12 protein-coding genes are annotated in these 14,055 nt (G+C 62.8%); 4 read left to right on the top strand and 8 right to left on the bottom strand.

Going from position 1 to position 14,055, the window contains the following annotated elements:
* Nucleotides 1-1,290: a glutamyl-tRNA reductase gene (gene hemA / locus BLT65_RS34545; protein WP_091786774.1), complete on the bottom strand. Its 1,290-nt coding sequence runs from the start codon at nt 1,288-1,290 to the stop codon at nt 1-3.
* Between the two features lie 53 nt (nt 1,291-1,343).
* On the bottom strand, nt 1,344-2,090 hold the full coding sequence (locus BLT65_RS34540; RefSeq protein WP_091786771.1) for a response regulator transcription factor: 747 nt from the start codon (nt 2,088-2,090) through the stop codon (nt 1,344-1,346).
* Nucleotides 2,091-2,277: 187 nt separating this feature from the next.
* On the opposite strand from BLT65_RS34540, the gene BLT65_RS34535 reads away from it, so the two are divergent.
* The 4 genes from BLT65_RS34535 to BLT65_RS34520 all read left to right on the top strand — a co-directional run bounded on the left by BLT65_RS34535 (nt 2,278) and on the right by BLT65_RS34520 (nt 5,715).
* Nucleotides 2,278-2,532 carry a hypothetical protein gene (locus BLT65_RS34535; RefSeq protein WP_035989060.1) on the top strand — a complete coding sequence of 85 codons (255 nt, stop codon included), beginning with the start codon at nt 2,278-2,280 and terminating at the stop codon, nt 2,530-2,532.
* Nucleotides 2,533-2,551: 19 nt separating this feature from the next.
* The gene (locus tag BLT65_RS34530; RefSeq protein WP_091786768.1) at nt 2,552-4,366 is read left to right on the top strand and encodes an aminopeptidase P family protein; all 1,815 of its coding nucleotides are present in this window, start codon (nt 2,552-2,554) and stop codon (nt 4,364-4,366) included.
* 177 nt (nt 4,367-4,543) lie between these two features.
* Nucleotides 4,544-5,095 (top strand): cysteine hydrolase family protein, encoded by a 552-nt coding sequence (locus tag BLT65_RS34525; RefSeq protein WP_091786765.1) that lies wholly within the window; start codon nt 4,544-4,546, stop codon nt 5,093-5,095.
* Nucleotides 5,092-5,715, top strand: a complete 624-nt coding sequence (locus BLT65_RS34520) for an HAD family hydrolase (RefSeq protein ID WP_091786762.1) — start codon at nt 5,092-5,094, stop codon at nt 5,713-5,715. Before BLT65_RS34525 ends, BLT65_RS34520 begins: the two co-directional genes overlap by 4 nt.
* A 20-nt stretch (nt 5,716-5,735) precedes the next feature.
* On the opposite strand, the gene BLT65_RS34515 is transcribed toward BLT65_RS34520, so the two are convergent.
* The 6 genes from BLT65_RS34515 to ugpB all read right to left on the bottom strand — a co-directional run bounded on the left by BLT65_RS34515 (nt 5,736) and on the right by ugpB (nt 13,957).
* Nucleotides 5,736-6,875 (bottom strand): DUF748 domain-containing protein, encoded by a 1,140-nt coding sequence (locus tag BLT65_RS34515; protein WP_091786760.1) that lies wholly within the window; start codon nt 6,873-6,875, stop codon nt 5,736-5,738.
* A gap of 214 nt (nt 6,876-7,089) precedes the next feature.
* Nucleotides 7,090-8,757 carry an energy-dependent translational throttle protein EttA gene (ettA, locus tag BLT65_RS34510; protein ID WP_042313766.1) on the bottom strand — a complete coding sequence of 556 codons (1,668 nt, stop codon included), beginning with the start codon at nt 8,755-8,757 and terminating at the stop codon, nt 7,090-7,092.
* Between the two features lie 972 nt (nt 8,758-9,729).
* Nucleotides 9,730-10,818: a sn-glycerol-3-phosphate import ATP-binding protein UgpC gene (locus BLT65_RS34505; RefSeq protein ID WP_091786757.1), complete on the bottom strand. Its 1,089-nt coding sequence runs from the start codon at nt 10,816-10,818 to the stop codon at nt 9,730-9,732.
* A gap of 12 nt (nt 10,819-10,830) precedes the next feature.
* The gene (ugpE, locus tag BLT65_RS34500) at nt 10,831-11,676 is read right to left on the bottom strand and encodes a sn-glycerol-3-phosphate ABC transporter permease UgpE (RefSeq protein ID WP_042315876.1); all 846 of its coding nucleotides are present in this window, start codon (nt 11,674-11,676) and stop codon (nt 10,831-10,833) included.
* Nucleotides 11,673-12,557 carry a sn-glycerol-3-phosphate ABC transporter permease UgpA gene (ugpA, locus tag BLT65_RS34495; RefSeq protein ID WP_091786754.1) on the bottom strand — a complete coding sequence of 295 codons (885 nt, stop codon included), beginning with the start codon at nt 12,555-12,557 and terminating at the stop codon, nt 11,673-11,675. Before ugpA ends, ugpE begins: the two co-directional genes overlap by 4 nt.
* A 74-nt stretch (nt 12,558-12,631) precedes the next feature.
* On the bottom strand, nt 12,632-13,957 hold the full coding sequence (ugpB, locus tag BLT65_RS34490; protein WP_042315879.1) for a sn-glycerol-3-phosphate ABC transporter substrate-binding protein UgpB: 1,326 nt from the start codon (nt 13,955-13,957) through the stop codon (nt 12,632-12,634).
* Nucleotides 13,958-14,055 lie beyond the last annotated feature (98 nt).

The raw sequence follows: 14,055 nt of genomic DNA, 5'->3' as shown, positions 1-14,055 counted from the left end.
CTAACGCTCGGAAGAAGAGTGAGCGTGCTTGTAGAAGCCGCTCATCAGTTCGATGAGCGAATCGCGTTCCTCGCTGCTGGCGCGGTTTAGCGCGTGCGTCGGACCGTGGATCAGCTTGTTGGTGAGCGCCTGCGACAGCGCTTCGAGCACGGCAGCGGGATCGTCGCCGCGCGCGAGCAACTTTTGCGCTTTTTCGACTTCGGCGCGGCGCAGCGCGTCGGCCTGCGTATGCATGTGACGGATGACGGGCACGATGCTGCGCGCGTCGAGCCACTGCATGAAATTCTGCACCCGCGTTTCGATGATCGTTTCAGCCTGTGCGACGGCGGCCTGGCGCGACGCATTGCCTTCGCGGACGATCGCGCCGAGGTCATCGACGGTGTACAGGAATACGTCTTCGAGCTTGCCGACTTCCGGTTCGATGTCGCGTGGCACCGCGAGGTCGACCATGAAAATGGGGCGGTGACGGCGAGCCTTCACCGCGCGCTCAACGGCGCCAAGACCAATGATGGGCAGCGTCGAGGCCGTACACGACACGATGATGTCGAACTCGTGCATGCGCGTGGGCAATTCCGACAGCGGGATCGCGCGGCCATTGAAGCGGCCGGCGAGACGCTGGCCGCGCTCGGCCGTGCGGTTCGCGACGACCAGCTCGCGCGGCTGTTGCGCGGCAAAGTGAGTCGCGCACAGTTCGATCATCTCGCCCGCGCCGATGAACAGCACGCGCTGATTCGACACCTTGTCGAAAATGCGCTGTGCGAGGCGCACCGCGGCGGCGGCCATCGAAACCGATTGCGCCCCGATTTCAGTCGTGGTGCGCACCTCTTTCGCAACGGCGAAGGTGCGCTGGAACAACTGGTTCAGATACGTGCCGAGCGCGCCGGCTTCCGACGCCGTGCGCACCGCATCCTTCATCTGGCCGACGATCTGCGTCTCGCCCAGCACCATCGAATCCAGCCCCGACGCGACGCGAAACGCGTGGCGCACGGCTTCCGACTGCGGCAGCGCGTACACGTGCGGCGCGAGTTCGTCGATGGTGATGTTGTGGTACTTCGACAGCCAGTGGATGGCGGCCTCGCGGGCGGCCTGGTCGTCGGTGGCGCAGTAGAGCTCGGTGCGGTTGCAGGTGGACAGAATGGCCGCTTCCGGCGCCGTGCGGGCCGTGCGGCCGAGAAAGATGTCCTTGAATGTCGAGAGCGCAGGCTTGATCTGTTCGACCGGAAACGCCACGCGTTCGCGCAAGGCGACGGGCGCGGTGTGATGGTTGATTCCGATCGTTAGCAGTTGCACGGGGACGCTACGGCTTTTTGGGCACGGTATTGGGGCTATGGTTAGGCCCAATATTATAGCGTTTCCGCGATTCTTTCAGTCGGCGCGGGTTTATCCGCGCTATCCGTGTTTTCGACGGGAATCTGGTCCAGACGGTAGCCGTAACCGTACAGCGGCGTAAGGGTGTAGCCGAATTCCGGCCGCAGTTCCAGCTTGGTGCGGATGCGCGACGCGTGCGTGTCGAGCGTGCGCGACTTTACGTCGCGGCGGCGCGACCAGACGGTTTCCAGGATGTGCGCGCGAGACACCGGCCGCGACATATTGGTAAACAGCAGCAGCGCGAACTGGAGTTCTTTCGGCGTCAGCGTAACGATCCGTCCCCGAAAACCGACGATGGAACGGCCGGCGTCGAACGCATATTCGCCGAACATTTCGCGCACGCGGTTGCGCGGTCGGCGAATGCCGGCGCGGCGCATCAGCGCCTCGATGCGGGCCAGCATTTCGGGGCCGCGCACGGGCTTCGACAGACAGTCGTCGGCGCCCGATTGCAGCATTGCGACCAGTTCGCTTTCGCGCGGCGTCGTCATCATGGCGATGACGGGCAGGCCCGGCAGAACCTGGCGTACCCGCATGATCACGTCTTCCGCGGCGGCGTCGCCGCAATAGGCGTCGGTGACGAGGAGATCGAAAAACTCGCTTGCGGCGCCTGTCAAAAAAGGCGCGCTGGAGGGGAAGTGATGACAGGCATGGCCCCCGGCAAGCAGTAGCCGGCCGACGATTTCCGCATGCCGGAGGTCAGGCTCAATAAGGGCAATTCGCATGGACAATGGGATGGGCGCAGCGATCTGGCACGGGAGGCTTTCAGCTTGCTTAACCTAACCCCGGCCCCTAAACTCAACCGCTACGCAGAAAGCCGCGTGGACCTTCTAGTGAAAGAGAAAAAATGCTAGCCATCGATAAAACAGCCGCCTATCAGAACAGTCTTAATTTGATGGGCGGTGGACGCTAATGGGCTGGCCCGGACTGATCATTCTTGGCGCCGTCGTTGGCGCGGCCAGCTGGTGGCTCCATCCGCTGCGGCGCGCGAGCCATGTCGCGCTATGGATGGCGATGCTGATCGGCGTGGCGGGTGCTGTCATTGCGCATATGGCCGGCAACGTCACTCAGCTCTTCCACGACGGCGACACGCTCGAGTGGCCCGTCTGCACCGCTATCGCGCTTGTTGCCGTTGCCGTGACGGTCGGCTTGTTCTCCCGTCGATGAATTCTTGCAGGTGAAACCGATGAACGTACGACTCCCCGAAACCGCCTCGATCCCCGAGCGCATTGCGCAACTGCGCAGCGCCATGAAGCAGGCTGGCCTCGCCGCCTGCCTCGTGCCATCGGCGGACCCGCATCTTTCCGAGTATCTGCCTGGCCGCTGGCAAGGCCGTGAATGGCTGTCGGGCTTCACCGGCTCGGTCGGCACGCTGGTCGTGACGGCGGATTTCGCCGGGCTGTGGGTGGACAGCCGCTATTGGGTGCAGGCCGAGGCGCAACTGGCGGGCACGGGAATCCAGCTGATGAAGATGTTCGGCGGCCAGCAAAGCGCGCCGCACATCGACTGGCTCGCGCAGAACGTGCCGACGGGCGCGACGGTTGGCGTCGACGGCGCGGTGCTCGGCGTGGCGGCGGCGCGCGCGCTGACCGACGCGCTGAAGGCTCGCGGCGTCGAGCTGCGCACCGACCTCGATCTGCTCGATACCGTCTGGCCGCAGCGTCCGTCGCTGCCGACGGGCGCCGTCTACGAACACGTCGCGCCGCACGCGAGCGTCTCGCGCGCGCAAAAGCTGGACCAGATTCGCCGCGCAATGCAGGAGAAGGGCGCGCAGTGGCACTTCATCTCCACGCTCGACGATCTCGCCTGGCTGCTGAACCTGCGCGGCGCGGACGTGAACTACAACCCGGTGTTCGTCGCGCACGCGCTGATCGGGCTGGAGCGTGCGTCGCTGTTCGTGGTCGACGGCAAGGTGCCGGCAGAACTGGCCGAGTCGCTCGCGCGCGACGGCATTCGCGTCGAGGCGTACGCGAAAGCGGCCGACGCGCTCGCCGCGCTGCCGAACGGCCAGACGCTGCTGATCGATCCGCGCCGCATTACGTATGGCCTGTTGCAATCGGTGCCTGCTTCGGTGGCGATCGTCGAGGCTGTGAATCCGTCCACTTTCTTCAAGTCGCGCAAGACGGAAGCCGAAGCCGAGCACGTGCGCGCGACGATGGAGCAGGACGGCGCGGCGCTCGCCGAATTTTTCGCGTGGTTCGAAGGCGCGTTGGGCCGCGAAAAGATCACCGAGCTGACCATCGACGAAAAGCTCACGGCAGCGCGCGCGCGCCGGCCGGGCTTCGTCACGCTGAGCTTCGCGACGATCGCCGGCTTCAACGCGAACGGCGCGATGCCGCACTATCGCGCGACGCCCGCGTCGCATTCGACGATCGAAGGCAACGGCCTGCTGCTGATCGATTCGGGCGGCCAGTATCTGAGCGGCACGACTGACATCACGCGCGTCGTGCCCATCGGTACGATCAACGACGAACATCGCCGCGACTTCACGACCGTGCTGAAGGGCATGATGGCGCTGTCGCGCGCAAAGTTTCCGCGCGGCATCCGTTCGCCGATGCTCGATTCGATCGCGCGCGCGCCGATCTGGGAAGCGGGCGCGGACTACGGACACGGCACGGGCCACGGCGTCGGCTACTTCCTGAACGTCCACGAAGGCCCGCAGGTGATTTCGCACTACGCGCCCGCCGAGGCGTGGACGGCGATGGAAGAGGGGATGATCACGTCGATCGAGCCGGGTATTTACCGTCCGGGCAAATGGGGCATCCGCATCGAGAATCTGGTGTTGAACCGCGCGGCAGGGAAGACCGAGTTCGGCGATTTCCTCGAATTCGAAACATTGACGCTGTGTCCGATCGACACGCGTTGCGTCGCGTTGAACCTGTTGAACGACGACGAGCGCGCGTGGCTCAACGCGTATCACGAGATGGTGCGCACCCGCGTGTCGCCGCACGTGTCGGGCGACGCGAGGGCGTGGCTCGAGACGCGCACGCAGCCGGTCTGACGCGCTGCGCCGCGTTCCGCTGCGCGATCGATCGAAAGCAATTCGAGTCGATCGTGCAGCGGGTTTTCACACAGGATCCCATTCGCAGCTATGCTGACGAGTCGCTTCTAAACGGTGACTCGGCCTTTTAACGTCGCCGTTTCGCTCAATCCATCACCAACGAATAGCGAGGCTCGCATGTCCGGTGTTGCCGTCATCGTCATCGACGTACAGCAGATGTTCTTCAGCGGGCCTTCGCCCGCGTATCGCGGCGAAGCAGTAATCGACGGCATTAACCGGCTCACGGCTGCGGCGCGCAAGGCGAAAGCGCCCGTCTTCTTCGTGCAGCACGAGAGCGACGCGCACGGGCCGCTTGCGCGCGGCAGCGACGCGTGGCAATTGCCCGCAGCGCTCGTGCGCGAGCAAGCGGACGCGTCGATCTACAAGACAGTCGGCGATTCGTTCCAAGAGACGGAGCTTGCGGACAAGCTCCGTCAACAGGACATCGATAGCGTGGTGATCTGCGGTTACGCGTCCGAGTTCTGCGTCAACGCAACGGCGCGCCGTGCCGAACTGCTCGGCCTGCGCACGACAATCGTCGCCGATCTGCACACCACGCAAGACAAGCCGCACCTCGCCGCGGACAAGATCGTCGAGCACCAGAACTTCGTCTGGACGAACTCGTCGATGACAGGCAAGCGCGTCAAGGTGCGTCCGCTCGCTGACATTCTGCAAACGGAGTTCGCATGACCATCAAGGCAGTCGTATTCGATTTCGGTGGCGTGCTGATCGACTGGAGCCCGCAGTATCTGTATCGCGAGCTGATTCCCGATGAAGCCGAGCGCGCATGGTTCCTGTCGAACGTCTGTACGATGGACTGGGTAATCCGACAGGACGGCGGCCAGCCGATCGCGGAAGGCACGGCCGAACTGGTCGCGAAGTTTCCCGAGCACGAAGCGCTGATTCGCGCGTTTTACGAGCGCTGGCATCAAATGGTGGCGGGCCAACTCGACGACGGCGTCGCGACTGTGGAGAAGCTCGAAGCCGCGAATGTGCCGCTCTTCGGCCTGACGAACTGGTCGGACGAGACGTTCCCTTATGCGTGGGAGCACTACCCCGTGCTGCGGAGGTTCAAGGATATCGTCGTGTCGGGGCGCGTGAAGATGGTCAAGCCCGACCCGGCGATTTTCGCGGAGATGCTAAGCCGTATCCGCGCGCATCTGCCGGACATCGAGGCGCACGAACTGGTTTTCATCGACGACAACCTGAAGAACGCAGCCGCCGCGACGGAACTGGGCTGGCACGGCGTGCATCACACGAACGCCGCGCAAACGGAAGCGAAACTCAGGGAACTGGGTCTTCCCGTGTAAGACCGCGCTGAAGCGCGGCCTCACTGCCCCAGCAAATTCTTCAGCGCGTTCCCAAGCCCTTTTACCGTTTCACCCGCGCCCTTCGCGACGCCCTCGGCGCTGACGCCGAGCGCCTTCGCGAAGTTCGCGCGCAGTTCCGTCATCACGCTTTCATTGAGCTTGAACTTCGGGTCGCGCAGATTACCGTCGATCACGAAGTGCAGCGTGATGTCGTCGCCGTGTTGTTTGAGCGCGGCGACGGCGGCGCGCGCCGGGATCTGCATGAACGTGTCGAGCGGGTCGTCCGTCGCGGCCAGTTGCAGATGATGCAGCGTCACCGTGCCCGGCGCGTGAATGTGATAGCTCGTCACCGTCGCCTGCAGGTTGAGGTCGAGCGTGCCGCCCGTCACCTGCGTTTTCGCGCCGGCCTTTTTCAACAGATAGGGATCGAGTGTCACGACATCGACGCCGCGCAGCGTCGTGGTCGTCTGAGAGTCCTTGCTGGCGATCTTCATCCAGCCGTCGAACGTCACCGTGCCCGTGTGCGCCGGCCCTTTGATCGAGCCTTTGACGGACAGACTGGTCGGTTCGGTGAGATCGGGCAGATGGATGTGGTCGACGCTCGCGCTCGCGTCACTGACTGTCACCTTGTAAGGCGGTTTGCGGATCATCTCGTCATAGAAGACGAACTGGCCGTCCGCGAATGCGATGTGGTCGATGAGTTTCTCGGCGGGTAGCGGCGGCCGGTTCGGCGCCGCGCCGCTCGCTTCGCTTGCCGGCTTGCCGGGACGGCTCACCGTTTGACGCAGCTTCGGCAAGATTTCCAGCCTGCCGCTCGCGGTGCGCACGACCACGAGACTGAAGCCGCGTACCACGACGCTTTGCAGATGCACGCGATGCGCGAGCAGATCGCGGATGTCGGGTGTCATCGTGATTTCGTCGGCGGTGAAGGCGTCGGGTGTCGGCCAGTCGCTGGGTGCCGTCAGCCGGACGTGGCGCAGCGTAATCGCCGAAAACCCCACGTCAATACTTTCAGCCGTGCCGAGCGGCGCTAGCGCCTCGGCGACGCGCTCTTTCACTTCGTGTTGCACGAAATACAACCCGCCGAGCGCAATCACGACGAGCAGTACGATCGCGCCTGCGACAGCCAACGTCACGCGCTTGCCCATCGACATCGCCATGCCACCTCCTCGTCCGTGCGCTGGCCGTGGTTCGGGTTAAATAAGGGTGGATCTTGCCGCGCTTCGGCGAGCGGCGCAGGCAGCGGGTGCCCGCGTCTGAAACTGCCTGGATCGAATGCGACTTGCGAGTGACGGGAGCAACTCTTATGCCGTCCGCATCGAACCGTACAAAACGGCCCGGCTGCGGACGGCGATACAGCGCAATAGCGGAGGCTTAACGGGTGATCGGCTTGTAGCGCAGACGCTTCGGACGCGCCGCTTCTTCGCCGAGACGCGCGCGCTTGTCCGCTTCGTACTCCTGGTAGTTACCGTTGAAGAACGTGACTTGCGAATCGCCTTCGAACGCGAGGATGTGCGTCGCGATGCGGTCGAGGAACCAGCGATCGTGCGAGATCACCATGACCGAGCCGGCGAATTCGAGCAGTGCGTCTTCGAGCGCGCGCAGCGTTTCGACGTCGAGGTCGTTCGACGGTTCGTCCAGCAGCAGCACGTTGCCGCCCGCGATCAGCGTCTTGGCCAGATGCAGCCGGCCGCGCTCGCCGCCCGACAGATTGCCGACGATCTTCTGCTGGTCGCCGCCCTTGAAGTTGAAGCGGCCGATATACGCGCGCGACGGCGTTTCATACTTGCCGACCGTCAGCACGTCCGCGCCGCCGGAGATCGCTTCGAACACCGTCTTCGAGCCGTCGAGCGCGTCGCGGCTCTGATCGACGTAGGCGAGCTTGACGGTCGGGCCTTGCACGATTTCGCCCGAATCCGGCTGCTCTTTGCCCGTCAGCATGCGGAAGAGGGTCGACTTGCCGGCGCCGTTCGGGCCGATGATGCCGACGATCGCGCCCGCCGGAATCTTCAGGCTCAGATCGTCGATGAGCAGGCGGTCGCCATACGACTTGCTGACGTTCTTGAACTCGATCACTTCATTGCCGAGGCGGTCGCCGACGGGGATGAAGATTTCCTGCGTTTCATTGCGCTTCTGGTATTCCTGGCTGTTCAGTTCCTCGAAGCGGGCAATACGCGCCTTCGACTTTGCCTGACGGCCCTTCGGGTTCTGGCGCACCCATTCCAGTTCTTTCTTGATCGCCTTTTGACGCGCCGATTCGGACGCTTCTTCCTGCTTCAGGCGGTCTTCCTTCTGGTCGAGCCAGCTGCTGTAGTTGCCTTTCCACGGAATGCCGTGGCCACGGTCGAGTTCGAGAATCCACTCGGCGGCGTTGTCGAGGAAGTAGCGATCGTGGGTGACGGCGACCACGGTGCCGGGGAAGCGCGTGAGGAACTGTTCGAGCCATTCGACGGATTCAGCGTCGAGGTGGTTGGTCGGTTCGTCGAGCAGCAGCATGTCGGGCTTTTGGAGCAGCAGCTTGCACAGCGCGACGCGGCGCTTTTCACCGCCCGACAGGTTCTCGATCTTCGCGTCCCACGGCGGCAGGCGCAGCGCGTCGGCGGCGACTTCGAGCTGTTGCTCGGGGCTCCCGCCGTCCGATGTCGCGAGGATCGCTTCGTACTTCGCCTGCTCGGCGGCGAGCGCGTCGAAGTCGGCGTCCGGTTCGGCGTAGGCGGCGTAGATTTCATCGAGCTTCTTTTGCGCCTGGAACACGTCGCCGAGACCGTCTTCGACGGCTTCGCGCACCGTCTGTTGCGGATCGAGCTGCGGCTCCTGCGGCAGATAGCCGATATTCAGGTTCGGCATCGGCGTGGCTTCGCCTTCGATGTCCTTGTCGACGCCGGCCATGATCCTGATCAGCGTGGACTTGCCCGAGCCGTTCAGGCCGAGCAGGCCGATCTTGGCGCCGGGGAAGAATGACAGCGAGATGTCTTTCAGGATTTGACGCTTGGGCGGCACGATCTTGCCGACCCGGTTCATGGTGAAGACGTATTGGGCCATTTGCTTACGCTTGAGTTGGGTTCGCGGTCCGCGCGACGGCGAACGGCGTTGGGTGAATGGGTTTGGGTTTTGGTGTTGCTGGTATTTGCCGGGCGCAGCGGATCTTGGTTGGCGCGCGCCGCGGGCGGAAACAGTATTGTACTTCGTGTGTCTGCGACGCTTTTTGTTTGGGGTTTGGCACTGCGTGGGGCGCTGTTGTGTGGGTTTTTTCTCTGCTGAGCGTTGGGGTGGTTGCGGTTCGCACTTGGTTTCGCTGGCATCCCCGATGCGTTAGCTCGCTTCACGCGTCTCCCCTGTGCGGGGCGGCACCTACTTTTCTTTGCCGCCGCAAAGAAAAGTAGGCAAAAGAAAGCGGCTCACACCGCCAGTGCTAGTTATTGCCTGAGGGCCCCCCAAAGGGTCTTACGCTTCACACGGCAATCACGTGACCCACGTTCGTTGCCAACGCTTTGAATGAGCGCCTCACCCGCTTCACGCACCCGCGTCGGAGTACGCCGTGCTAGATATTCCACGGCCGCCCAGGTGGCAAACTGTGTGTAGGCCGTAGTGCTGCACGCGCCTCACTTCGGACCGATAGCGCACACGTCCCACCCTGTAAGAGCGCCGAGCTCTACGCCGCGACAACCTACACACAGTTTGCCACCTGGGCGGCACAGACCGTTCGCTGCTGCTGGCCCGTGCAAAAGCATTCGAAGCGGGTGGGGCGCTCATTCAAAGCGTTGGCAACGAACGTGGGTCACGTGATTGCCGTGTGAAGCGTAAGACCCTTTGGGGGCCCTCAGGCAATAACTAGCACTGGCGGTGTGAGCCGCTTTCTTTTGCCTACTTTTCTTTGCGGCGGCAAAGAAAAGTAGGTGCCGCCCCGCACAGGGGCGACGCGTGAAGCGAGCTAACGCATCGCGGATGCCAGCAAAAACGAAAGCAAAAACAAAGGCGAAAGCAAAAGCAAAACCGAAAGCAAAACCGCACAGCTCAATTGAGGCGGCGCCCGCTTTCCTCATCGAAGAAATGAACATGCTGCGCGGGCAACGCGACCTGAAGCCGTTCGCCGGCTAGCGGCCGATGCCCATGCGGCAAACGCACAGTCACATCGTGCTTGCCCCAGCGCCCATGCGCGAGATTATCCGCGCCAAGCAACTCGCAAGAATCAACGGCAAGCGTGGCCGAAGGCACAACGGCGTCCGATGGCGTCATATGCTCCGGCCGAATTCCAAGCACACACGCCCGACCCGCCGCGACTTCGCGGCCAACGCACGGCACACCCGCCAAAGGCAACTTCGGCCCCTCTCCCGCAACTTCAAAAAAAGCGCCATCCTCCGTGATCCAGCCGTTCAGCAAATTCATCCCCGGCGAGCCGATAAACCCAGCAACAAACGTCGTCGCAGGCCGCTCGTAGACCTCGGTGGGAGCGCCGATCTGCTCCGCATGCCCACGGTTCATCACGATTACACGCTGCGCGAGCGTCATCGCTTCGATCTGGTCGTGCGTCACGTAAAGGCTCGTCGTCTTGAGCCGCCCATGCAGACGCTGGATTTCGAGCCGCATCTGTACGCGCAAACGGGCATCCAGATTCGACAGCGGCTCGTCGAACAGAAACACAGCCGGCTCGCGCACGATCGCGCGGCCCATCGCGACGCGCTGTCGCTGGCCGCCCGACAGCTCGCGCGGCTTTCTCGACAGCAGCGGTTCGAGTTCGAGAATCTTCGCGGCCGTCAGCACCCGCGACTCGATCTTCGATTTCGTTAGCCCAGCGATCTTCAGCGCGTAACCCATGTTCTCCGCAACCGTCATATGCGGATAAAGCGCGTAGTTCTGGAACACCATCGCGATGTTCCGATCCTTCGGCTCCAGGTTGTTGACGACCTTGCCGTCGATCGCAATCTCACCCTCGGTGATGGCCTCCAGCCCCGCGACCATTCGCAGCAAGGTCGACTTGCCGCAACCCGACGGCCCAACCATCACGACGAACTCGCCGTCCTCGACGTCCGCGTTGATGCCGTGCAGAACGTTCTGCTTGCCGTCGTACGATTTCTTTACGCCTTTGAGCGCCAGTGCAGACATGACTCTTTATCCTTATTTTTCCGCATCCACGAGACCGCGCACGAACCAGCGCTGCATCGCCAGCACGACGACAAGCGGCGGCAGCATCGCGAGCAGCGTCGCGGCCATCACGAGATGCCATTCGGTCGCGGTGTCGCCGGAAGCGATCATGCTCTTGATGCCGACCACGGCCGTCGTCAGCGATTGCTGACTGGTGATCAGGATCGGCCACAAGTATTGATTCCAGCCGTAAATGAACGTGATCACGAAGAGCGCCGCGAGGTTCGTCTTCGACAGCGGCAGCACCACGTCCCAGAAGAAGCGCAACGGCCCCGCGCCGTCGATGCGCGCCGCTTCCATCAGCTCGTCGGGCAGCGTGAGGAAGAACTGGCGGAACAGGAACGTTGCGGTCGCGGACGCGATCAGCGGCAGCGTCAGGCCAGCATACGTGTTGCTCAGATGCATCGACGACACGACCTGCACAGTCGGAAAGATCCGCACTTCGACGGGCAGCATCAGCGTGATGAAGATCAGCCAGAACGCGACGTTGCGGCCCGGAAAGCGGAAGAACACAATCGCGAACGCCGAGATGATCGACACGGCGATCTTGCCGATCGCGATCACGAGCGCCATCACGAGGCTGTTGACGAGCATCGTGCCGAACGGGCTGGCCGCGTTGCCCGTGCCGTGCGTCCAGATATTCGCGATGTTCTCGAACAGATGCGTGCTCGGCACGAGCGACAGCGGCACGTTGAACACTTCATGCTCGCTCATCGTCGCCGCGCAGAACGCGACGTAGACGGGGAACACGACCAGCACCACGCCGATCAGCAACACGACGTGGCAAAAGATATCGAAGCCGCGGCGATTCTCGATCATGAGTATTGAACCCTCCGCTCGATGAAACGGAACTGCACGACGGTCAGCCCGACCACGATCAGCATCAGCACCACCGACTGCGCGCCCGAACTGCCTATGTCGAGACCCTGGAAGCCTTCGGCGAAGATCTTGTAGATCAGCGTGCGCGTCGATTGCGCGGGACCGCCGCCCGTCGCGGCATCGATGATCGGGAAGGTGTCGAAGAACGCGTAGACGAGATTGACGACGAGCAGAAAGAACGTCGTCGGCGACAGCAGCGGCAGCGCGACGCCGAAGAAGCGACGCACAGGCCCCGCGCCGTCGATCGCGGCCGCTTCGATCAGCGAGCGCGGAATGGCCTGCAGTCCCGCGTAGAAGAACAGGAAGTTGTAGCTGACCTGCTTCCACACGGAGGCGAGCACGACGAGAAACATCGCCTGCCCCGGGTTGAGCGCGTGATTCCAGACGATGCCCACCTTGCCGAGTGCGAAGGTCACGAGGCCGATGCTCGGGTTGAACAGGAACGACCACAGCACGGCGGCAATCGCGGGCGCGACCGCGTACGGCCAGATCAACAACGTCTGATAGGCCCTCGCGCCGCGTGTCACGCGGTCGGCGCAGGCGGCGAACAGCAGCGAGATTATGAGACCCGACACGGTGACGAGCGCGCAAAAAATCAACGTCGTTTCGAACGATGCGAGATACAGCGGATCGCCAAATAGCTGCTTGAAGTTGCTCAAGCCGACAAATTCGCTCGAGGTGCCGAACGCGTCCTGTGTCTGCGTCGATTGCCAGAGGGCTTCGCCCGCGGGCAGCAGAAAGAACAGCAGCGTGATCGCGAGTTGCGGCGCGACGAGCAAATACGGCAGGAGGCTGGTGCCGAAGCGGGAACGCTTGTCCATCGACGTCCTTAGCAACAGTGAACGGATGAGGCGCGCTTTACGCTAACGCGTTGAAAGCGCGCCTGTCTTGCGGATCAGCTACCCGCTTTCTCGAAGCGGCGCAGCAGTTCGTCGCCGCGCGACACCGACGAATCGAGCGCATCCTTCGGCGTCTTCTTGTCGGACCAGACCTGTTCGAGTTCTTCGTCGATGATCGTGCGGATCTGCGGCATGTTGCCCAGACGCAGGCCCTTCGTGTACGGCAGAGGCGGCTTGTTCAGCATCTGCTTGATCGCCGTGTCGCTGCCGGGATTCTTCTCGTAGAAGCCCTGTTGCTGGGTCAACTGATAAGCAGCCGTGGTGACGGGCAGATAACCCGTGTCCTGATGCCACTTCGCGGCGACGGGCGGCGAGCTGAGATAGGCGAGGAACTTCGCGACGCCCTTATATTCGGCAGGGTCCTTGCCCGACAGCACCCACAGGCTCGCGCCGCCGATGATCGCGTTCTGCGGCGCGCCCTTTACGCTCGCGTCGTACGGCATCATGCCCGTGCCGAAGTCGAACTTCGCGTACTTGCGGATCGTTGCCAGCGAGCCGGACGAGTTCGTGATGATCCCGCAGTCGCCGCTGTAGAACTTCGACACCGGTTCGTCCTTGCGGCCGACATAGGTGAATGCGCCTTCCTTCTGCATCTTCTGCAGGAACGTGATGTGCGCGATCTGCAGCGGCTTGTTGAATTCGAGCTTGGCGTCGGCGCCGTCGAAGCCGTTGTTCTCCGTCGCGAACGGCGCGCCGTGCCAGGCGCTGTAGTTCTCGAGCTGAATCCAGCTTTGCCAGCCCGACGAATAGCCGCACGACATGCCCGCTGCTTTCAGTTTCAGCGCGTCCTGCTCCAGTTCGGCCCACGTTTTGGGCGGCGTGTTCGGATCGAGGCCGGCCTTCTTGAAGGCTTCCTTGTTGTAGTAGAGGACGGGCGTCGAACTGTTAAACGGCATCGAGATCAGGTGGCCTGTCTTCGAGTCGCTGTAATAGCTGGCGATGGTCGGCACGAAGGCTTTTTCGTCGAGCGTCATGCCCGCCTGTTTGAACACGTCGGAGACGGGAATGACGGCTTTCTTCGCCTGCATCATCGTCGCGGTGCCGACCTCGTAGACCTGCAGGATCGCGGGCGCGTTGCCGCTGCGATACGCCGCGATGCCTGCTGCGAGCGTCTGGTCGTAGGTGCCCTTGAAGACGGGGACGATCTTGTAGTCGCTCTGCGAGGCATTGAAGTCGTTGGCGATCGTGTTCAGACGTTCGCCGAGGGCGGCTTCCATCGCGTGCCAGAACTGGATTTCAGTGGCGGCGTAGGCGGTTTGCCAGGTACCGAATGACAGAACGGCTGCGACGGACAGCGAACGGATGAGCGGCTTGCAATGCATCGAGAGTCTCCTTCTTTTACGGAAAGCGCGGATTGCGGTCGCGCGATTCTAGTTGTGGTCGATGACAGGAAAGCGTCGGTGAATTTTCTATATGTAAG

Origin of the sequence: Paraburkholderia steynii (assembly GCF_900100565.1) — a bacterium.
GTDB classification, from domain to species: Bacteria; Pseudomonadota; Gammaproteobacteria; order Burkholderiales; family Burkholderiaceae; genus Paraburkholderia; species Paraburkholderia terrae.
The sequence above is the reverse complement of the archived record's forward strand: the minus strand, read 5'-3'. Positions and strand labels throughout refer to the sequence as shown.